Genomic DNA, 19,699 nt, shown 5'->3' on the forward strand with positions numbered 1-19,699 from the left:
TCGGCGCGGAGCCCGTGGTGCGGAGCCACGGAACCCGTTGTCAGTGGGCGCCCGCACAATGGAGTCCGGACCACGGAACCGGTGGACTCCGGATCAGGGATCAGGACGCGTGGGATCAAGACGCGTGACGGACGGAAGGCGGCGTGACCCATGACCGTATGGGACGACCTCGTCGGGCAGGAGCGGGTGAGCGAGGTGCTCACCGCCGCCGCCCGGGATGCCGACGCCCTCGTCACCGCCGCAGCGGCCGACCAGCCGCTGCCGGAGACGTCGAAGATGACACACGCCTGGCTGTTCACGGGCCCGCCCGGCGCCGGCCGGAACCAGACGGCGCGGGCCTTCGCCGCCGCCCTCCAGTGCGTGAGCCCCGACCGCGCCCTCGGCGGAGTACCCGGCTGCGGCTTCTGCGACGGGTGCCACACCGCGCTGATCGGCACCCACGCGGACGTCAACACGGTCGCCGCCGTCGGCTCCGAGATCCTGGTCAAGGACATGCGCGACACGGTCCGCAAGTCGTACACGTCCCCGGCGACCGGCCGCTGGCAGATCATCCTCGTCGAGGACGCCGAGCGGCTGAACGAGAAGTCGGCCAACGCCGTCCTCAAGGCCGTCGAGGAGCCCGCTCCCCGTACGGTCTGGCTGCTCTGCGCGCCGTCGATCGAGGATGTGCTGCCCACGATCCGCTCCCGCTGCCGTCACCTGAACCTCAGCACCCCCTCGGTGGAGGCGGTCGCCGACATGCTCGTACGGCGCGAGGGCATCGAGCCCGAGGTGGCCGCCGCGGCTGCCCGTGCCACCCAGGGGCATGTCGACCGGGCCCGTCGGCTGGCCACCGACCCGGCCGCCCGTCAGCGCCGTGCCGCCGTGCTGAAGCTGCCGCTGCGGCTGGACGAGATCGGTGCGTGTCTGAAGGCCGCCCAGGAGCTGGTGGACGCGGCGGCGGAGGACGCCAAGCAGCTTGCCGAGGAGACGGACGGCAAGGAGACCGAGGAGCTGAAGACGGCGCTGGGAGCGGCCCAGGGCGGGCGGCTGCCGCGCGGCACGGCGGGCGTGATGAAGGACCTGGAGGACATGCAGAAGCGCCGTCGTACCAGAACCCAGCGGGACAGCCTCGACGTCGCCCTCACCGACCTCACCGGCTTCTACCGTGACGTCCTCGCCCTCCAGCTGGGCTCCAGGGTCGCGATCGCCAACGGGGACGCCGAGGACGCCCTGGATCGGCTGGCCCGCGCGGGCTCGCCCGAGGCCACGCTGCGCCGGATCGAGGCGATCGCCGCCTGCCGGGACGCCCTCGACCGCAATGTGGCGCCGCTGCTGGCGGTGGAGGCGATGACGATGGCGCTCAGAGCGGGCTGAGCGGGACCGCTGACCGGCAGGGCCGATGGTCGCCTCGTTGACAGGGTCACCCATACGAGCGCCAGTCCACACGCACCGCACGTAGATCATCTCGCAGCGTTACGCTCGATTGATGCACACCAGGCGAACCATCCGCCGTACCCGTACCCGTACCCGGACTCGCACCAACGCCCTGGCCGCGGCGGCTCTGCTGTCGACCGCCGCCCTGCTCGTCTCCGCCTGCTCCTCCTCGGGCAGCGCATCGGCATCGGCCTCCGCCGGCGCCGCCCAGCTGGCCGCGCTGCCCCGTTCGACCCCGTCCGCGCTGGCGCCGTACTACGACCAGAAGCTCAGCTGGCGCAGCTGCGGCGTCCCCGGCTTCCAGTGCGCGACGATGAAGGCCCCGCTCGACTACGCCAAGCCCGGCGCGGGGGACGTCCGGCTGGCGGTCGCCCGGAAGAAGGCGACCGGCAAGGCGAAGCCACTCGGTTCGCTGCTGGTCAACCCGGGTGGGCCGGGTGGCTCGGCGGTGGACTACCTCCAGCAGTACGCCGGCATCGGCTACCCCTCCGAGGTACGGGCACGCTACGACATGATCGCGATGGACCCGCGCGGGGTCGCTCGCAGCGAGCCCGTCGAGTGCCTCGACGGACCGCAGATGGACGCGTACACCGAGACCGACGTGACGCCCGACGACCAGCGGGAGACGGACGAACTGGTCGGGGAGTACAAGAAGTTCGCGGAGGCGTGCGGGGCGCACTCGGCGCAGCTGCTGCGCCATGTCTCCACCGCCGACTCGGCGCGTGACATGGACATCCTGCGGGCGGTGCTCGGCGACCAGAAGCTGAACTATGTGGGGGCGTCGTACGGCACGTTCCTCGGCGCGACCTACGCGGGGCTGTTCCCGGGCCGGGTCGGGCGGATGGTCCTGGACGGTGCGATGGACCCCTCCCTGTCCGCGCGCCAGATGAACCTGGAGCAGACCGCGGGGTTCGAGACGGCGTTCCAGTCCTTCGCGAAGGACTGCGCGAAGCGCACCGACTGCCCGCTGGGCGCGAAGGGCAGTACGCCGACGCAGATCGCGGACAACCTCAGTACGTTCTTCCGGAAACTCGACGCGCACCCGGTCCCGACCGGTGACGCGGACGGCCGCAAGCTCACCGAGTCCCTCGGCACGACCGGTGTGATCGCGGCGATGTACGACCAGGCGGAGTGGGAACAACTGCGCGAAGCGCTGCACGCGGCGATGAAGGAGAACGACGGCGCGGGCCTGCTCGCTCTCTCCGACAGCTACTACGAGCGCGATTCCGACGGCCGCTACTCGAACCTGATGTTCGCCAACGCCGCGGTGAACTGCCTGGACCTGCCGCCCGCCTTCAACAGCCCCGAGCAGGTCGAGAAGGCGCTGCCCGAGTTCGAGAAGGCGTCGCCCGTGTTCGGGGCCAACCTGGCGTGGGCGTCGCTGAACTGCACGTACTGGCCGGTGAGGGCCACGGGGGAGCCGCACCGCATCGAGGCGAAGGGCGCCGCCCCGATCGTCGTGGTCGGCACCACCCGCGACCCGGCGACGCCCTACCCCTGGGCCCAGTCCCTGGCCGGCCAGCTCACCTCGGCGCGTCTCCTCACCTACGTCGGCGACGGCCACACCGCGTACGGCCGGGGCAGCGCCTGCATCGACTCGGCGATCAACACCTACCTCCTCAAGGGCACCCCACCGGCGAAGGGAAAGCGCTGCTCATAGCTCTTGCCGCCGCGCCCCGGAGCCTCCGCTCCGGGGCGGGTACGGAGCACCCCCGGAAACTGTGTAGACTTTCCGACGTCGCCGAACGCACCGTAGTGCGGGCGACGCGCCGCCTTAGCTCAGATGGCCAGAGCAACGCACTCGTAATGCGTAGGTCTCGGGTTCGAATCCCGAAGGCGGCTCTGAAAAAGCCCAGGTCACATAGCCCGTGACCTGGGCTTTTGTGTTGCTCGGGGCGTGACGCGTCACACGGCCGGGGTGCCGTGGGATGACTTGCGTGAGCGATGCGTGAGCGGAGTGGCCTGGGCCCTACTTCTCGGGCTTCTTCCGCTTGGCCTTCTTCCTGGCCCTGGCCTGGGCGTTCGCCGTGTCCTTCGGCTTGCCGTTGCGCTTGCCGGTCTTGTTGACCTTGGCCTTCTTGGCGGCCTTCGTGGCTTTGCGGGCGGCCTTCTCTTCCTCGGCCCTGCGCTGAAGGGGGACCAGCTTGGCGGTGGCCTCAGCGGCGCTCTTGCCGACCTGGGGCAGGACGCTCTGGCAGATGTCCCGCGTGATGCGGGTGTCGCTGTGCCCGAGGGTGTCTGACACGATCTTGATGTCGATGTCGGCGGCCAACATGAGGGTGGCTGCGCCGTGGCGCAGGTCATGCAGCCGGATCGGTGGGAGGCCGGAGGCGGCGACGAGCCGCTCGAAGAGGTCGGTCACCTTGCCGGGGTGGAGCCAGGAACCATCTTCCTGGGTGAAGACGTGGCCGGTCTCGACCCATGCCGAGTCCCACTCCTCGCGGTCCGCGTCCTGCCGTTCGCGGTGCCGCTTCAGAACGTTGACGGTGTCGTCATCGAGCGCAACCACCCGGTAGCCACTGTCGGTCTTGGGATCGGACGCCTCGACTTCCCAGCCGTCCTGAACGAGTTGGGAGGAGACGGTGAGGGAGTGAGCGTCGAGGTTCGTCTCCGACCATGGTTGCCCGCATGCCTCACCGCGACGTAGGCCGCGGAATGCGATCAGGTGCCACATCGCGTAAAGCCGGTCCTCGGCGACGAAGTCGAGGAAGGAGCCGGTTTGTTGGGGCGTCCAGACCATCACGGGCGACGGCTTCTCGCCCGTCTGCTCCCACTTGGCGACCCGTTCGTCCGTCCACACCAGGGCTTTCGGCTTGCGTACGGGGTCGATCTCGACGTGGGCGGCCGGGTTGAACGTGAGGATCTGCTGCCCGATCGCGTCGTTCAGGGACGCGCGGAGCGTTGCCTTGACGTGCAGACGTGCAGACGTGTGGCGGGGCCGGTGATGCGGCGGAAGGGCGGCATCTCATCAATCGCTGCTTTCATGGCCTTGCGGCGTGCGCGGTTCTCCGCGCCCTTCCACGGCACGGTCGCCAACTCGTCGATCGCAGCTCGCCGTTGGGCGTTGTCCTCCAGGATCTGGGCGTTGGCGTCGCGGATGTCCGTGAACATCTCGCTGAGATGGCTGACGCGGAGGCGGTCGAGGCGCCGGTGTCCGATGCGAGGCTTCAAGTGCACGCGGATATCGGTCTCGTAGCGGTTCAGGCCGGACTTGCGTATGCGCTTGCCCGCCAGCCACCGGTCGAGCCACTCGCTCACGGTCAGGCTACCGATGAGGTCCTGGCTGGCGCTGAGGCGCCGCCTCGTCTCCTCGACGTCGGGCAGGGGAGCCTTCTCGCGGCTGACTTCCGTCAGCATGACAGCGATCAGCTCCGTGCCCTCTGGGCCGTCCGACTCGACCAGCCCCAGGAGGGCGCGTACGTGGTCGAGGTCGGCCTGGGCGGCCTTGCGGCTGTCGTAGCCGCCACGGGCGAAGGACCTGCGACTGCCGTCCTTGCGGGGCGGCAGCTCCTGGCGTACGGAGTAGGTGCAGTGGTTCCTGCTGTTGCGCTTGGGGCAGGACGTGCCGAGTTCCTTGCCGGTCTTCGAGTCGCGGCAGGAACAGCGGCGGTAGGTGGAGCCCTTCAAAGATCGTTCTCCTCGGTGGGGTCGGTATCGGGTGGGTCGATGTCGGCGAGCTGCGAGGGCAGGTGGGGTGGGGTGCCGCCGGCTTCGCGGATGGCGTCGCGGTGGCGGCGTAGTTCGTGCTTGGCGTTGGCGGCCTGGTCGGTGTATCGGGCCAGGGCGCGCCGGTCAGGAGCAACCAGCGAAGACGAAGCTCACTGCGGAGCAGTACGTGCTCCGCGCGGCCGGCATCGTCATCGTGGCCCTGACCGCCGGTGCGTTCTGGCTCTCCTACGCACACCTGGCCGAGGTCGCCGCCCAGCACGGACTCCGCGATTCACCGACCCGCCGATGGGCGTGGCCCGCGACGCTGGACGCGTTCATCGTCGCGGGCGAGCTCCTCATGCTCCGTGCGGGCCTGCGCCGCGTCACCGACAAATGGGCCATCGGCGTCACCGCCATCGGATCTTTCGGCTCCATCGGGCTCAACGTGGCCGGGGTGACCGGCACGCGCGACGTCGGCAGCGTGCCGTTGCTCGACTACGTGGTAGCCGCGGTTCCCCCGGCGGCCGCGATGGTGGCCTTCGGCGTGCTGATGCGGCAGATCCACGAGCTCGTCGCGCAGCCTGTCGACCATTCGACGCCCGATTCAGCGCAGGTGCCGAAACCACCGGCCACCACATCCGTCCACTCTGCCGAGGCACCGGCCATCGCGGTCGGCCAGTTTGCCGGGGCTCCGGTCGGGCGCGTCGGGCCTGCCGGTTTGCTGGTTGAACCCGTCCAGGCCGCTGGGCTGTCGGCTGCCGTATCCGTCCAGTCGCCGGAATCACAGGCCGACGCGGCAGCGGGCAAGTTGCGCGGTGGCCGTCCGCCCGGCGCCCCGCTCCAGGTACTCGTGGAGATCGGCCGGGCTGCTGCCGCTGAGCGGGGCAAGCTCACCCGGGCCGTCGTCCGAACAGCGGTTGAGGACAAAGGGCTGACGGTCGGCAGTAAGCGGCTGACCGAGGTGATGGACATCCTCAGGGCCGAACTCGAAGCCGCAGCCCAGACGCATCGGCCCAGCGGCTGACCGGAACCGCTGCCGGGTGACCGGAACCCTTCCGGTCACCCGGCCCGCCGGTCACCGCCCCGCGTACCGCGCGAAGGTCCACACCTGTGGATGAGGCGGCAGCTGTCCGAATTCCATCTGATCTCCGCGTTGACCCGCGCCCTCCCCACGCCTCTCTGGAGAACCGTCCATGACGCATGACCCGCTCGACCCCGAGCACGCCCCCGACGAGCTGCCGCAGCTGGCGAAGCCCCGTACGGTGATGCACCGTTGGCGCCGCGCGTTCGGACGACCTGCCCCGGGCGGAGCCAGTAGTACCCCGAGTCCGACTCAAGGCCGGTCTTCGGGGATCTGCGCCCCGGGGGTGGCGGAGGAGGCCCAGCGCGAGGGGGCGCCAGGCCAGGACGTCGGGGCCGAGGGCGGCCCCGACGAGGACACGCTCCACACCGTCCAGCGCGAGACTCTGCGCCCCGCACGCGCTACCAACACTGCTCAGGCTGTAGGCGGTGAGCCTGTCGTGAAGAGCGTCCAGCCCACGATCCGCCGCTTCACCGGCACCAAGCGCGTCGTCCGCGTCGGCCCGCTCCGCTTCATCGGCAACGAGCACACCCAGCTGCAGGAGGCAGCCGCCGAACACAGCTACAAGGGTGACTCCGGCTTCGCCGCCGATATCGTCCTCGCCTTCATTACCGGCCGGTTCACCGCCAACCTGCCCCTGTCCGAGGACCGCCGCCGCACCCACATTTTCCGCGCCCAAATCCTGCGCCAGCTCAACCGGATCGGCGTCAACATCAACCAGATCGCCCGCGCCCTCAACAGCGACCACACCCCACCCGACATCCGCCAACGCCTGACCGAACTCCACCACCTGCTGGAGCTGATCGCCGAAGCCCTGCGCCAGCCCGCCGACCCGGAGACGGAGGCGTCAGCGTGATCGCCGCCATCAAACCGGCCGGGTCCAACACCCGCGGCCTGCTCGCCTACCTCTACGGACCCGGCCGCCACGACGAGCACCTCGACCCGCACATCGTGGCCGGCTTCGCGATGCTCGGCATGCCCGACCCCGGCCGCGACGAGACCGCCACCCTCACCGGACTCGCCTGCTACCTCGACGAGCCCGTACGGCTGCGCAACGGCGAATTCGGCAAGAAGATCACAGACCATGTCTGGCACTGCCCCGTGCGTGCCGCCCCCGAGGACCGCTACCTCTCCGACGCCGAGTGGGCCGAGATCGCCCAGCGCATCGTCCAAGTCGCCGGCATCGCCCCAGATGGTGACGACCTGGCCTGCCGATGGATCGCCGTACGCCACGCCGACGACCACATCCACATCCTCGCCACCACCGTCCGCGAAGACGGCCGCCGCCCCAAGCTCCACGACGGCGGCATCCGCGTCGGCGACGCCTGCCGCGAGATCGAAAAGGACTACGGGCTGCGCCGCCTGAAGAAGGGCGCCCGCACCGGCGCCCGCCGCCCCACCCAGGCCGAGATGCACAAGGCCGAACGCCTCGGCTGGGACCAGCCCAGCCCCGCCTGGCTCGAGGACCGCATCCGCGCCGCCATCCCCCACGTGACAGGAGCCGAGGAATTCATCGCCTACCTCGAAGCCAGCGGCATCGAGGTCCAGGCCCGGCGCGGCCCGTCAGGCGACCTCCTCGGCTACGCCGCCGGCCGCCCCGGCGACGTCAACGAGGCCGGCGAGCAGATCTACCACCCCGGAAGCAAGATCGCGCCCGACCTCTCCCTGCCCAAAATCAAGGCCCGCCTCGAATCCAGCCAACCCGAAGAACACCCCACCGCCCGCCGCAACCACCCCAGCACCCCCTGGCACAAAGCCGTCGACGCCCTCGACACTTTCCACACCGACCTCGTCGACGACACCACGCCCAGGCCCACATCACCGCCTTTGGTGAACTGCTGGAAGCCACCGCCCAGAAGGCACCCGCCCATCTGCGCGCCGAGCTCCGGGCCGCCTCCAAGGCGTTCGCCCGGGCCCAGCGTTCCCAGGTCCGGGCGGAAGACCGTGCCGCCCACGCCCTGCGCAGCGCAGCCCGCGACATCATGCGCACCGCCACCGGCCCCGACGGCAGCGCCCTGGCCGCCCTGGTCGCAGCCCTCGTCTGGGCCACCATTGTCGCTGGACGCTGGACGCTGGACGCTGGACGCTGGACGCTGGCACGAAGCGAAGCACCACGCCCACCAGGCCGACGCCGCCCGCCAGGCCGCCCAGTACCTGCAGACGGCCGCTGACCGCGCCCTTGCCCCGACGCTCGCCGAACTCACAGCCCGGCCCCCCAGGGATCAAGCCCGCCGCGTTCTCGCGAGCGACGTACGGGCGGCTGTGCCCAACCACGCCGAGCGGATCCTCACTGACCCAGCCTGGCCGGCGCTCGCCACCGGTCTTGCCGACGCCGAAGCCCGCGGCCACCAGCCTCACCAGCTCCTCAAGGAGGCTGCCGCCCAGCGCGAGTTGACCACCGCCCGCCATCCCGCCCGTGTACTGATCAGCCGCATCCAGCACGCCGGCCGGAGCCCTGTGCCCAACCGCCTTGCCGAGGCCGCCCGCCTACAGTCGACCAGGGCAGGCTCGATCCCTGCCCAGCAGCCCCGAAACGGTCAGCCTCCAGCGGTGACTACGTTGCCTCCCCAACAGTCGCACCGACCGAGCCGGTAGCCCTCGTGTGGGTTCGCCACGTACCCCGCGGCTTCGCGACGGAGGGTCGGCGGCTTCAAGCCAACGTCGTCTCGAACCCGGCCTGCGCCCTTGACGGCCCCCGAACCCTTCGGAAGCGTCGCACGCAAGAACGCGCAACACGCTTGATCCGGGAGGGCATCGTGGACCTACAGTTCATCGGGATCGACCCGAACACAGGTGGCGAGGGGTCGCCGACGGTGTGGGTGGAGGAGGAGACGGCTGACCTGGTCCTCCAGGGCGTCAAGGCCGAGGAAGCGCTGGAGGCACTGGTCGGCGGTACGGAGTGGGTCGCCGGTCACGCGGTGGGAGTCCCCGCCCACGAGACGGTGATCCGCATTCCGGCCCGCATGGTGCCGATTCTGAGGGAGGCGTGTGATGTCGCAGAACGGCGTGCCGAGCTTCGCTGAGCTGCTGGCCGGTACGCGCCGCAGCGCGGTGCATCTGGAGATGCGCGACGTGTACGGCGTCGGTGACGAGGCCGATGAATTCGAGCAGTTCAAGCGCACCGGCCACGTCGATCTCGACCCGACGGCGCGGTGGTGGCCCCAGTGGCTCGGTACCGTGCGGGAAGCCGTTGGCCGTGGCGTGGTGATGCGCCGTGCCCGGATCGTTTCCGAGCCCGTGACGGAGTACATCCGGTGGGAGCACGCCGCCACCTCGCTGAACGTCGACGCGGGTGAACTGGTGCGCTGGCTGCCCCGCCGCCGGGCCGTGGACGTCGCCCTGCCGGGAGCCGACTTCTGGCTGTTCGACGATCGCCTCGTGCAGTTCAACATCTTCACCGGGGACGGTGATTGGGCGGATCCGCCCAAGGAATTCAGCGAGGACCCCACTGTGGTCAAGCTCTGCTCTGACGCGTTCGAGGCCGTATGGGAGCGTGCCGTCGACCACGAGAAGTACATCGTCTGACCCGCACCTCACCCCATGCCCGCCTCTCCTTCGTCCAGCGCTCAGGCAGCGCGTGAAGCGCTCGCCGTACGCCTGACACACATGCGCAAAGACGCCGGCCTCACCGGGAAGGAACTCTCCGCCCGGTGCGGCTGGCACCCTGCGAAGACCACCCGCATCCAAAAGGGCGAGGTACAGCCCACCGACGGGGACATCCGCGCCTGGTGTGCTGCCTGCGCCGCCGCCGACCAGGCCGACGACCTGATCGCCACGGCCCGCGCCGTCGACTCGATGTACGTGGAGTGGCGCAGGAGCCACCGGACCGGCATGCGCAAGACCCAGGAGGACATCAACGACCGCTACGCGCAGAGCGGCGTCACGCGCGCGTACGTCTCCAACGTCGTGCCAGGCTTCTTCCAGACTCCCGCATACGCCACGGCCCTGATGGAGGCCATCACCGACTTCCAGGGCACCCCCAACGACATCTCCGAGGCTGTTGCGGCCCGAGTCGCCCGGAGTCGGTTCCTGTATGAGGGCGGCCACCGGTTCGTCGTGCTCATGGAGGAGTGCGTGCTGCGCTATCGCGTGGGCGATGCCGAGACGATGGCCGGACAGCTGAGGCATCTGCTGACCGTGATGCCGCTTCCTTCCGTATCGCTGGGCGTCATCCCCTTCACCGCGCAACGGACGATGTGGCCGCTGGAGGCGTTCTACCTCCATGACGGCACACGCAGTGTCGTGGAAACCCTCACCGCCGAGGTCAACGTGGTGCAGCCGCGTGAACTCGCCGACTACCGGAAGGCGTTCGGAGAGCTGACGAAGATGGCCGTCCACGGCAACGCCGCCCGGGCCTTGATCGAGTCGGCGATCACCTTCCTGGGATGACGTTGCGCAATTCTCCGCAATTTCGTTGAGGCCAAACTCCGGCTCTCCGTACGGTCGTTGGCGTCGCCGGGCAGGTCCATCCTCCCCTCGGCGGCAGTGGAGGAGAGTCCCGCTCGTGCCCCCATTTATGAGCGGGACATCCCGGCCCCGAGGAGACGACCCCGTGAGCGTCATGACCAGACCTACCGCAGTCGGACCGCCCGGTTACACCGAAACCCTCCCCTGCGAGCCCGAGACCGCCCGCCGTGCCCGGCGCCTCGTGTCGGCCGCGCTGAACACCTGGGGCATAGCCGAGTTGATGGACCCGGGCACGCTGATCGTCTCCGAGCTGGTGGGCAACGCGGTCCGCCACACCTCGTGCCGTCTGATCCGAGTATCCGTCCGGCGCGTCACGGACGATCTCGTACGGATCGGCGTCACCGACAGATCCCACGCCCTGCCGAAAATGGATCTGGTCGCCGACGGCGATGAGATGGGGCGCGGCCTGGTACTGGTCGACGCGTTGTCACACTGCTGGGGCTACGACGAAATGCGCTGGGGCAAGACAGTCTGGGCGGAGTTGGCGGTCCCGGCGCTCTGACCTTGCGGCTGCTGCCCGAAGACGAACTGGTGGGCGTGGGCGATTCGGAGAGATGCGTCGAGCGGGTCGTGCCCCACCGCACCGAGGGCACGATCACCGTTCAGTCGGGGCTGACTATGGTTGACGGTGGCCCTACGCAACAGCAAGTCGTCGCACGGAGCACCCGTCGCACGGAGCGCCTCGGGGCCGGGGCGGACAGGGCCACCGGCGCCTTCAGGCGGCGCTGGGCTCGTGACGTTCGACGAGCTGACCGTGCTCGGTGCGGGCTGCGGTCCGCAATAGGGCGACGAGGTGGGCCGCCTTCACGGTCTGCAAGCAATTCTGGGCGGACTCGGCAAGCTTGAAGACCATGGCCATCACTTCCACTGGAAGCGATGGGCTTCACCACCCGCCAAGCCCGCGCGAGCAGGGTAGGAGCAACAGCGGAGCACCGTGCGGTATTGGACGATCGGGCATCGCCTTGAGGGGCGCCAACCTGTGAGGCAACCTCAAGATTGCCTCAACTGTCTTTACTTGAGCTCTTATTGATCTTTTACTTACCCTGCCCCACGATGGTGCGCCTCCGTGTGACGGTGACTGACCTCAACGATCGCTGTCCCTACGGCCCTGACCAGCCATATCGGAATGGAGACGCCTCATGCAGGGGGCGCAAATGTGGGCAACTGTCGACGGAACCAACCGGACCACGGTGCCGCCACAACTGCCGCCCAGCGCCGAAACCCCGGAAGGCAAGCAGTACAACCATAGCAAGGGGATAACCGGCTAAAACGGTCAGGCAGAGACGAACGGGGAGACCACCACTTTGACTTACCTCACGGCAGACGACCGGACAACGGGACCGCAAGGGGACTTCGACCTCACCTCAGCCCCTCCGCCCGCCCCAGGAGACCCCCACGCCATCCCCTCTCTCACCCCCCGAGAACGCCAAGTCCTCACCCTGCTCGGCCACGCTGCCGACAATCGCCAAATCAGCCGTCGGCTAGGCATAGCCGAACGCACCGTCAAAGCACACCTGACCAACCTCATGACCAAGATCAAAGTAACTGGCCGCACTGAAGCGGCCCTATTTGCTTACGCCCATCACCGCCGCCTCGCCGATCGGCTCTGAGGGCATCACACTCGCCCGCTCGGCCTGGGTGTTCTTCTTGCCCAGGGTCATGAGTGTCTCGTGTGTCGCGGTTGAGGCAGTCGTCTCGTCCTGGCGGATCCGTCCGTGTAGGCCGTGGGATGTATGTCGAGCTTCCGGGCTGTCCGATGGATAGCTTTGGGGTGACCGTCGGCACGGCTACCTCCCGTGAAACCTGCCTGACCTGCCGCAACGCCCTGAGCTTGACAGTGAACGTATCGCTTATCGATACTATCGATAAGCGATACGTTCACTGCGAACGACAGGGGGAACCGTGGGTACGAAGTCCTGGTGGAGCCGGACCGACAATCGGCTGCTGGAGGCGGCGCTGAGCCTGGCTGGTCTGCTTGTCGGCGTCTTCGGGGTGCTGATCCCGGCCCTCGGGGTGGTCGGCCTCATCGACCCGGTGGACACCCGCGAGGTCAAGACGGAGACCGCGAGCCGGGTGCCAGGCACCGTGACCGACGCGGTGGCGGGCCACGGTATGAGTCTCACCGGCGCCCATCAGGCCGACCTCGTCTTCGCTCACCCCGACCTGAGCCAGCGCCTGTTGCTCGCGCTGCCGGAGGCCATCGGCAGCCTGCTCCTGCTCTTTGTCCTGGCCCTCCTCCTTCAGATGGCCAGGACTCTGCGAGAGGGTGACGTCTTCGTGCCGAAGAACGCCCGCCGCCTGAGCGCCATAGGGCTCACAGTGTTGGTGCAGGCCATCCTCTCCCCAGTGCTGCCGGCGGTCACCACGGCGGCACTGGTGAGCGGCACCTCCATGGCCGATCAGATCCCCTCCTCGATCACTTTCACTGGTGAGTACGTCCTGCTCGCCTTCCTCATCCTGGCCCTGGGAGAGGTCTTCCGGCGCGGTACAAAGCTCCGCGCCGACACCGAGGGGCTGGTCTGATGCCTCCAGAGGAGGAACACCGGGTCAAGGTCCACTTGGACCGGCTGCTGGCCGAGCGTGGCATGACCCTGTCCGAACTGGCGGCCAAGGTCGAGGTGACGGTGGTCAACCTCTCCGTCCTGAAGAACGACCGGGCCAAGGCGATCCGCTTCTCCACCCTCACCGCGATCTGCCGCGAACTGAACTGCCAACCCGGCGACCTGCTCAGTATCCGCGAGGACTGACCCCGGTTACCGGCATGGCCGGCGCTCCGTGCGAGAGCGCCGTGTACTGCCTCCTTCCGTGTGGCCTTCGCCTAAGAAAGCCCATAACTGCGTTACCTAGACAAGGGATTACTCATGGAGATGACCTCTGGCCGACGGCTGGCGCAGGTTGGTGTGATCGCTGCGTGTGCTGCCGCTCTTGCGGCGTGCGGGACCTCCTCGCGTTCCTACAACGTGTCGGGAGCTCCGGGGGGTGCCAGCGCCGCCTGCTCCAGTCTGGTGAGCAAGGCGCCGCAGAAGTTGGGGGGCCATGAGCGCAATGATTCCGACCAGAAGGGAACGGCCGTGTGGGGGGACGGTGATGTGATTCTCCGCTGCGGGAACATCTCGGACGTCCCGGAGTCGGCCGAGTGCACGTCGGTGAAGGGGGTCGACTGGGTCGTGAATGCGAAGAAGACCCACGGTGGGGTGAAGACGGTTCTGACGTACGGGCGTAGTCCCGCGGCCGAGGTCACGGTGTCCGAGCGGATCAAGGACAAGGACGCCGTCATCGGTGAGATGTCACCGATCGTGTCGGGGCTGGCGAAACAGAAGACGTGCGCGAAGCGGAGCTGAGCTTCTGGGGCCGGGGCTCCTGAAGTAGCCCTGGAGGGCAGGATGCCCGAAGGTGCGATGGTCGCCGGTGTGGTCAGGACGTAGAAATCAGTGGAACGTGCGTGCGGGTGCCGTCATCGGCGCCGGGCGCATGGTCAAAAGAAGCATTTCCACTTCTACGGGGAGAAATCATGCGTACTCTCTCGCGCCTGGCCTCTGGCGGTGCCGCTGCGGTGGCCGCCGGCGCGCTGCTGTTCGCAGCCGCGCCCGCGCACGCCACGTCGTCCTCGGGCACCTGGGGCATCCCGGGCCACAAAATGCAGGTGAATGCCTGGCACTGTGGCTCGTACGTGAGCACCTGTGACTGGAAGGCGTCGACCAAGGTCTATAAGGGCACAGCCCACGACAGTGCCCAGTGGGTGCAGAACCGGGCCATCCTGACCGCTCACGGCATCAGCGTCTCCCTCACGATCTCGAAGAACCCTGAGGCGACGCTGAAGATGACCAGCAAGTCGCAGGGCGAGGTCCGCTGGAAGAACTACGGCGGGAACAAGTGGATCGCGGACACCTACGGTCAGATGAAGCCCAGCAGCCTGACCGTGTACGTGTCGACGAAGTCCTGTGGCTCGGCCCAGATCACCAGCAGCATCAAGTTCACGGAGAAGTGCGTCACCGCCGGCGCGGCCTGATCCGCGCTTGACGCTGCGCACCACCTGAACGTCTCTGCCCCCGCCCCCTTGGCGGGGGCAGAGTTCTCTTACGGGGGAGAACGAGTATGTCTCACGCCAGGAGAGTCGCGAGGAAAGCGGCATGGGCTGCTGCTGCGGCCTGCGTCTTGATGTCGGCCGTGTCCTGCACCCCGCAGGGCAGCCACCATGAAAGCAGAGAACCGGCCTACTTCCAGAGCCTCGTCAGTCAGGCCAACGGCCTGTACTACCACCCCTTCCTGAGGGAAGAGCCCGGCAGCCCCGAAGCTCAGTCCTACGCGCTGCGCATCCTGGCGGAGACCGGCGGGAAGCCGAAGGTCACAGTGGGAGCCACGACGGCCGCAGCGCTGCGCTCCGATGCGCTCAAGACGTCCGCGCTGTGGGGGAGGTACTGGCTTGTCCCGCTGCGCGAGGCCGGGGTGTCGGCGGTGCTGGGGCGCGGCGACGCCGAGGACGTGGAGAAACTGCGAACCGGCCGTGGGTGGTACGCAGATCCCGCCCTCGGAGAGAAGAGCGACGAAGGGCGCCTGGGTGCCACTTGGGCGGCGCTGGAGGTGGAGGCGGCCACTGGAACTCTCGCCCAGCTTCCCGGCGCCGACAAAGCGATCACCGCCGACTGGTTGGGCCGGTTGGCGGAGGGCAGGCCGCAACTGGATGAGGCCGCGGTCCTGGCACGCTGTCTGTACCTGCTCGGCAGGTCCGTCCCCGACTCCCTGACGTCGGTGGCGCCTCCGGACACGAGCCGGTTCACCGAGCGGCCGGACAATGAACGCGCCGCCCTGCTGGAGGACACGTACAACTACGTACTGCTCCAGGAGTCAGCTGGCAAAAAGCCGCATGTGGACCAGAAGACATGGCAGCAGGTTCTGTCCCACAACGTCGGAAGCCTCGACTACGACCAGCTCTACAGCCTGGTGCACATCCTGCGCGCCACCGGCAGCTCCAAGGGGGAGTTCTCGGCGGTCACGCGCCGTCTCGAGCAACAGCGCATGCAGGACGGAACGGTGCGAGACCCGTCCTCCTACCTGGGCACGCCCGACGCGTCGCTGTTCGTACAGCAACTGCGGAGCGTGGCCGGGTGGCCTGTGCGGGACAAACGTCTCCTGGCTGCGGTCGAGGAGCAGGCCAACTCCCAGGACGCGCCCCGCGACGGCGCTGCCCGGCTGAACCTCGCTGCGCTCAAGTACAGCGCCGGCGGTGAGCCGCTTTCCCGTCAGGAGGCCGCACTGTGCCAGGATCCGTCGACGGTGCCGACCACGATCACCGCAGACAACGTGTTGGCCTGGCAGCGTGAGGCATGGGACTGCGCGGAGTCCGGCGTACCGATACCGGTTCCCTCCGTCACACGCTGGAGCGTTGACGATCTGGAACGCGCGCAGGCGGCCGCCACGCTGGTGGTCGGTCTGCACCAGGCTGGCCAGGAGGATCGGACACCTGGTTGGCTGACCGCGGACGCGCTCAGGCGATGGGCAACCGACCCCGGGCCCCGCGCAAGCGTCTATGACCGTGCGCTGATCGTCCGTGCCTACCTGCTGCTCGGCGGCCATGCCGATGACTCCATGGTGAGACACCTTGCCAGTCAGTTCAGGGCGCATCGGGGCTGTCCGGGGCTTCCTGGCCTGTACCGACCCGATGACGAGCCGGGCTGCGACCTCAAGACGACGTGGGCGGTGTGGGAGCTGGACAAGGCACTGGGTCGGAAGCTGGGAACTCTGCCCTCGTAGGACCCCTGAGACAGAAAGTGAGCAGAACCTCCTTGAACGCACTGCTGACAGCGAGTGGGGTAGGCAAGTCCTATACCCTGCGCGGCCAGCGGGTCGACGTCCTCAAAGGCATCGATCTCGCTGTCGCACCGGGATGTGTCACCGCGCTCGTCGGACACTCGGGGTCGGGTAAATCCACCCTCATGCACATTCTCGGGCTGCTGACGAAACCCGACACCGGCCGGGTTTGTCTCGAGGGCCACGAAACCCACGGGCTGTCGGACAGCGCACTTGCGGACCTGCGGCGTCGGCGTCTGGGATTCGTCTTCCAGTCCTACAACCTGCTGCCGCAGCACAGCGCCGTGCGGAATGTCTTGCTTCCGTACACCGGCAGGCGCCGGGAAGCAGAGACCCGGGCGCGCAGTCTGCTGGAGCGCGTGGGGCTGGGGGACCGGTGCGAGCACCGGCCCAGCGAGCTGTCCGGCGGCGAACAACAGCGCGTGGCGCTGGCCCGAGCACTGGTGAACGATCCGCCACTCCTGCTGGCCGACGAACCCACCGGAAACCTGGACACCGAGAGCGAGGCCCTGTTGCTGGGCCTGTTCCGGGAGTTGGCGGACGACGGGCGGGGGGTGCTGGTCGTTACGCACAACCAGGCGGTTGCGGATGCGGCCGACATCGTTCACCGGCTGGGCCGGAGCGCCGGTCTTTCGGCACAGGACGAGACGAACGGCCGCTCATGGGCAGCCACCCGGGGCTCGCGGGAGGGTGAGCTGTGAATCTGCTTCAGGTGGCGTGGTGGAACGTGCAAGCGCTGCGTAGGCGGCTGCTGGGGCTGGTGACGATGGTCGCGGTCGCCGGCGCTGTGTGCTTGAGCGCGATCGGGATCGCCTCGAACGCACAGGGGACGACGACCAGCCAGGTCGGGGAGTCGACGGCGAATCGGTCGGTCACGGTGGACTCCCCTGAGGGACGTCCTGACACTGCTCAGCTGACGGACGCGACGGAGAAGCGCCTGGCGAAGATCGCTCACGTGAAGTCGGTCCAGCACAGGCTTCAGGTGTCCATGCCGGTACGGGACAACCCCGAGGGCGCCGACCTGCTGTATGCGACGACCTACCGCAAGGCGCTGGCGCCCCCCGTGGTCAAGTCGGTACGCAAGGAGCTGTTCCCGCTGCGCCGTGGAGAGGTGGTCTTTCCCGCCTCCACGCACGGGGTGGACCTGTCTTCGATGGTGGGCAGGACGGTGACGGTGGACGCGCACCGATATGTGCGGCCCGGCGTGGGCGACACGGTGAGCGACCGGGTGAAGGTGGTGGGCCTGTACGACCCCAGCTGGCAGTTCGACGGCCCGGACACCGCATATGCGGACGATGCGACGGTGGTCAAGTGGGCGGCAGCTGCGGCCGGCAAGACGACCGACGACTATCTGCGCACTTCGGGGTGGGATCAGCTGACAGTGGTGGCTGACAGCGCCGCCCATGTAGCGGGTGTGCTCAAGGCCGTGCAGAAGATGAACTACCCGGCCAACTCCTTGCAGCAGCAGCTTCAGGCTCTTCCCGGAGTGCTGCAGCTGGTCAGGCTGACCGGGGACGTGCTGCTCGGCGTCCTGGGTGTACTTGCCTTCGTCGGGGCGGTCACGGTGACGGGTGCGCTGGGGCGGCAGCGGGCCCAGGAAGTGGGCATCCTCAAGGCAGTCGGTTTCCGTAGCCGCTCGGTGATGGCGATGCTCGTGGCGGAGATGGCGATCGCCGGGGTGGTGGCGGCTGCGGCCGGCGTACTGCTTGCGGTGGGCGCGTCCAGTGCGGCTGCTGCCGGTCTTCGGCGTATCGGCGACATCGCCCCGTATGTACGCGACACGGTGCCGCTTCCGGGGACACCGACGCTGATCTCCCTGTCGGTTGCGACCGTTGTCGTCGTAGCCGCCGGAGCCGTCCTCCCGGCGCGCCGTGCCGCGCGCATGTCCCCCACCGAAGCCATGAAGGACTGGTGATTCCTGTTATGCGGCGTAAGACGTCGTACGCCGCGCTCGCGGTGTCCGCTGCCCTGTTGGCTTCCTGTTCCGGTTCCGACGATGTGGAGCTGGGAAGGGACTGGAAGGGATCGCAGACCTTTGTGACTGCGAGCGTGTCCGGGCACACAGTGGTGGTCGGCATCAACCCCGAAGCCCACCACGCGCAGGCGCTGGCTGTTGTGCCGCAGAAGGACGGCGACGATGACGTGCTGGCTCCTCAGCTCGTGCAGTCGGCCGACGGGACGTGGTGGCTGTCAATGCCCCGCAAACGGGAGCGTCCGGACCGCCTTTTCGCGCTGAACACCGCCCGGCACGCCCTGGATGAGAAGGACGATACGGAGCGGCTACGTGAACTCGTGCCGGGCAAGAACCTGGTCGCGGCCGTTCATGACTCCTCCGGAAGCGATCAGAGTGCTGCCACGGCGGACAGCGAAACCACCAGTGTGCTGGTACGCGATGCGAAGACGTGGAAGAAGGTCCGGGACGTGCAGGTTCCGGGATCGGTCACGCTGGCGGCGTCCGATCCGTCCAGTGACACGGTGTGCCTGGCTACCCGACAGGGATCCGACGTGAAGGCGAGTGTGCTCGACCTCACCACCGGCAGGACCAGGCAGGTCGGGGAGGCCGGGGACGTGCAGGTGCAGCAACTGGCATGTCCGGCAGGCACCCCGGTCCTGGCCGGTACCCCCGCCCGGAACAGCCAGGGAACCACGGTGAAAGTGACCCTGAAGAACACCGCCGGGGCGACGGTGGTGAGCGCAGTCGGCGGAAGGGTAGATGCCGTGCAGGCGTCGAAGACCACCGTCTTTGTCGTGGTGAGCTCCGGGGAGGACAGCGATCTCATCGAGCTGGACCGGAGAGGCGGGCGCGAACTGCGACGCGTGACGGTCAAGGGCATGGACAGCTCGTCTCTGCTGCGGCATACACGGGATGGCTGGCTGATGGTCTCGGACGACACCGCAACCGTGGTGGACCTCGACAAGGCGACGTACCGGACGTTCAACCTGCCGGGGACGCTGACGAGCTTCTGAGCCTGTACGAAAGGGGCGTCCACGCGTTGTTCGGGTGAGGCCCCTCTCGTTGAGCGAGTCGGTGCGCGTGAGCGATGCGTGAGCGGACATCGAAACATGGGCCGCCGCGCAGCGGACGGGACATCAAGCTCCGTGGCGCTGATCAGGCAGAACAGCACTACGCGGCAAGGCCCAGCACCGCTCATCAGGGATTCGATACGTCTCGTAATGCGTAGGTCTGATTCCGTTGGCGAAGTCGACTGGTTGAGGTCAGGCCGCTGCGAGGCCGTGAGCGGTGCACAGTTCGCGGATTCTGCTGGGGCGGGCTGCGGG

The 19,699-nt window shown here is 68.2% G+C and carries 18 protein-coding genes, 1 tRNA gene and 3 pseudogenes; 19 read left to right on the forward strand and 3 right to left on the reverse strand.

The genetic code is table 11. The annotated features are described in order from the left end of the window. The first annotated feature begins 150 nt into the window (after positions 1 to 150). The 3 genes from ABTY98_RS21215 to ABTY98_RS21225 all read left to right on the forward strand — a co-directional run bounded on the left by ABTY98_RS21215 (position 151) and on the right by ABTY98_RS21225 (position 3,258). Positions 151 to 1,356 (forward strand): DNA polymerase III subunit delta', encoded by a 1,206-nt coding sequence (locus tag ABTY98_RS21215; protein ID WP_352222465.1) that lies wholly within the window; start codon positions 151 to 153, stop codon positions 1,354 to 1,356. A gap of 112 nt (positions 1,357 to 1,468) precedes the next feature. Beyond that, positions 1,469 to 3,076, forward strand: coding sequence for an alpha/beta hydrolase (locus ABTY98_RS21220; RefSeq protein ID WP_352222466.1), 1,608 nt, complete (start codon positions 1,469 to 1,471; stop codon positions 3,074 to 3,076). Positions 3,077 to 3,184: 108 nt separating this feature from the next. Continuing rightward, a tRNA-Thr gene (locus ABTY98_RS21225) sits at positions 3,185 to 3,258 on the forward strand. A 127-nt stretch (positions 3,259 to 3,385) separates the two neighbouring features. Here the strand turns inward: ABTY98_RS21225 and ABTY98_RS21230 are convergent. After that, a pseudogene (locus ABTY98_RS21230) lies at positions 3,386 to 5,043 on the reverse strand (site-specific integrase). A 208-nt stretch (positions 5,044 to 5,251) separates the two neighbouring features. Between ABTY98_RS21230 and ABTY98_RS21235 the strand changes: the two are divergent. The 7 genes and pseudogenes from ABTY98_RS21235 to ABTY98_RS21265 all read left to right on the forward strand — a co-directional run bounded on the left by ABTY98_RS21235 (position 5,252) and on the right by ABTY98_RS21265 (position 11,114). Beyond that, positions 5,252 to 6,088: a DUF2637 domain-containing protein gene (locus tag ABTY98_RS21235; protein ID WP_352222467.1), complete on the forward strand. Its 837-nt coding sequence runs from the start codon at positions 5,252 to 5,254 to the stop codon at positions 6,086 to 6,088. Positions 6,089 to 6,257: 169 nt separating this feature from the next. Next, on the forward strand, positions 6,258 to 7,001 hold the full coding sequence (locus tag ABTY98_RS21240) for a MobC family plasmid mobilization relaxosome protein (protein ID WP_352222468.1): 744 nt from the start codon (positions 6,258 to 6,260) through the stop codon (positions 6,999 to 7,001). Next, positions 6,998 to 8,740 (forward strand): annotated as a pseudogene (locus ABTY98_RS21245) (relaxase/mobilization nuclease domain-containing protein). The gene ABTY98_RS21240 and the pseudogene ABTY98_RS21245 overlap by 4 nt, the downstream one beginning before the upstream one ends. A gap of 161 nt (positions 8,741 to 8,901) precedes the next feature. Beyond that, positions 8,902 to 9,168 (forward strand): hypothetical protein, encoded by a 267-nt coding sequence (locus ABTY98_RS21250; RefSeq protein WP_352222469.1) that lies wholly within the window; start codon positions 8,902 to 8,904, stop codon positions 9,166 to 9,168. After that, entirely contained in the window at positions 9,137 to 9,670 is a 534-nt protein-coding gene (locus ABTY98_RS21255; protein WP_352222470.1) for a DUF6879 family protein, read from the forward strand. Before ABTY98_RS21250 ends, ABTY98_RS21255 begins: the two co-directional genes overlap by 32 nt. A 15-nt stretch (positions 9,671 to 9,685) precedes the next feature. Then, the gene (locus tag ABTY98_RS21260) at positions 9,686 to 10,534 is read left to right on the forward strand and encodes a Scr1 family TA system antitoxin-like transcriptional regulator (RefSeq protein ID WP_352222471.1); all 849 of its coding nucleotides are present in this window, start codon (positions 9,686 to 9,688) and stop codon (positions 10,532 to 10,534) included. A gap of 172 nt (positions 10,535 to 10,706) precedes the next feature. Then, on the forward strand, positions 10,707 to 11,114 hold the full coding sequence (locus ABTY98_RS21265; protein WP_352222491.1) for an ATP-binding protein: 408 nt from the start codon (positions 10,707 to 10,709) through the stop codon (positions 11,112 to 11,114). Between the two features lie 213 nt (positions 11,115 to 11,327). On the opposite strand, the pseudogene ABTY98_RS21270 reads toward ABTY98_RS21265, so the two are convergent. Continuing rightward, a pseudogene (locus ABTY98_RS21270) lies at positions 11,328 to 11,471 on the reverse strand (IS256 family transposase); the annotation flags it as partial. Positions 11,472 to 11,916: 445 nt separating this feature from the next. Between ABTY98_RS21270 and ABTY98_RS21275 the strand changes: the two are divergent. The 7 genes from ABTY98_RS21275 to ABTY98_RS21305 all read left to right on the forward strand — a co-directional run bounded on the left by ABTY98_RS21275 (position 11,917) and on the right by ABTY98_RS21305 (position 17,121). Continuing rightward, entirely contained in the window at positions 11,917 to 12,222 is a 306-nt protein-coding gene (locus tag ABTY98_RS21275; RefSeq protein ID WP_352222473.1) for a helix-turn-helix domain-containing protein, read from the forward strand. A gap of 292 nt (positions 12,223 to 12,514) precedes the next feature. Then, entirely contained in the window at positions 12,515 to 13,135 is a 621-nt protein-coding gene (locus tag ABTY98_RS21280; protein ID WP_352222474.1) for a DUF2975 domain-containing protein, read from the forward strand. Beyond that, positions 13,135 to 13,359, forward strand: a complete 225-nt coding sequence (locus tag ABTY98_RS21285) for a helix-turn-helix domain-containing protein (protein WP_145879340.1) — start codon at positions 13,135 to 13,137, stop codon at positions 13,357 to 13,359. Before ABTY98_RS21280 ends, ABTY98_RS21285 begins: the two co-directional genes overlap by 1 nt. 120 nt (positions 13,360 to 13,479) lie before the next feature. Beyond that, entirely contained in the window at positions 13,480 to 13,953 is a 474-nt protein-coding gene (locus ABTY98_RS21290; RefSeq protein ID WP_352222492.1) for a DUF3515 family protein, read from the forward strand. 170 nt (positions 13,954 to 14,123) lie between these two features. Then, positions 14,124 to 14,621, forward strand: coding sequence for a hypothetical protein (locus ABTY98_RS21295; protein ID WP_352222475.1), 498 nt, complete (start codon positions 14,124 to 14,126; stop codon positions 14,619 to 14,621). 149 nt (positions 14,622 to 14,770) lie between these two features. Further along, positions 14,771 to 16,363: a hypothetical protein gene (locus tag ABTY98_RS21300; protein WP_352222476.1), complete on the forward strand. Its 1,593-nt coding sequence runs from the start codon at positions 14,771 to 14,773 to the stop codon at positions 16,361 to 16,363. A gap of 32 nt (positions 16,364 to 16,395) precedes the next feature. After that, positions 16,396 to 17,121, forward strand: coding sequence for an ABC transporter ATP-binding protein (locus ABTY98_RS21305; protein ID WP_352222477.1), 726 nt, complete (start codon positions 16,396 to 16,398; stop codon positions 17,119 to 17,121). Positions 17,122 to 17,128: 7 nt separating this feature from the next. Here the strand turns inward: ABTY98_RS21305 and ABTY98_RS21310 are convergent, their stop codons facing one another. Continuing rightward, positions 17,129 to 17,296, reverse strand: coding sequence for a hypothetical protein (locus ABTY98_RS21310; protein WP_352222478.1), 168 nt, complete (start codon positions 17,294 to 17,296; stop codon positions 17,129 to 17,131). Between the two features lie 79 nt (positions 17,297 to 17,375). Between ABTY98_RS21310 and ABTY98_RS21315 the strand changes: the two genes are divergently transcribed. Then, positions 17,376 to 18,335 carry an FtsX-like permease family protein gene (locus ABTY98_RS21315; RefSeq protein ID WP_352222479.1) on the forward strand — a complete coding sequence of 320 codons (960 nt, stop codon included), beginning with the start codon at positions 17,376 to 17,378 and terminating at the stop codon, positions 18,333 to 18,335. An 8-nt stretch (positions 18,336 to 18,343) separates the two neighbouring features. After that, complete coding sequence (locus tag ABTY98_RS21320) at positions 18,344 to 19,387, forward strand: hypothetical protein (RefSeq protein ID WP_352222480.1); 1,044 nt, start codon at positions 18,344 to 18,346, stop codon at positions 19,385 to 19,387. The last annotated feature ends 312 nt before the right edge of the window (positions 19,388 to 19,699 follow it).

Origin of the sequence: Streptomyces sp. NPDC096040 (assembly GCF_040303265.1) — a bacterium.
Lineage (GTDB): Bacteria > Actinomycetota > Actinomycetes > Streptomycetales > Streptomycetaceae > Streptomyces.

Coding starts and splice junctions, on each gene's coding strand:
- ABTY98_RS21295 (WP_352222475.1), top strand. CDS start 14,124: ATGCGTACTCTCTCGCGCCTGGCCTCTGGCGGTGCCGCTGCGGTGGCC.
- ABTY98_RS21215 (WP_352222465.1), top strand. CDS start 151: ATGACCGTATGGGACGACCTCGTCGGGCAGGAGCGGGTGAGCGAGGTG.
- ABTY98_RS21285 (WP_145879340.1), top strand. CDS start 13,135: ATGCCTCCAGAGGAGGAACACCGGGTCAAGGTCCACTTGGACCGGCTG.
- ABTY98_RS21265 (WP_352222491.1), top strand. CDS start 10,707: ATGACCAGACCTACCGCAGTCGGACCGCCCGGTTACACCGAAACCCTC.
- ABTY98_RS21320 (WP_352222480.1), top strand. CDS start 18,344: ATGCGGCGTAAGACGTCGTACGCCGCGCTCGCGGTGTCCGCTGCCCTG.
- ABTY98_RS21300 (WP_352222476.1), top strand. CDS start 14,771: ATGTCGGCCGTGTCCTGCACCCCGCAGGGCAGCCACCATGAAAGCAGA.
- ABTY98_RS21240 (WP_352222468.1), top strand. CDS start 6,258: ATGACGCATGACCCGCTCGACCCCGAGCACGCCCCCGACGAGCTGCCG.
- ABTY98_RS21290 (WP_352222492.1), top strand. CDS start 13,480: ATGACCTCTGGCCGACGGCTGGCGCAGGTTGGTGTGATCGCTGCGTGT.
- ABTY98_RS21220 (WP_352222466.1), top strand. CDS start 1,469: ATGCACACCAGGCGAACCATCCGCCGTACCCGTACCCGTACCCGGACT.
- ABTY98_RS21255 (WP_352222470.1), top strand. CDS start 9,137: ATGTCGCAGAACGGCGTGCCGAGCTTCGCTGAGCTGCTGGCCGGTACG.
- ABTY98_RS21260 (WP_352222471.1), top strand. CDS start 9,686: ATGCCCGCCTCTCCTTCGTCCAGCGCTCAGGCAGCGCGTGAAGCGCTC.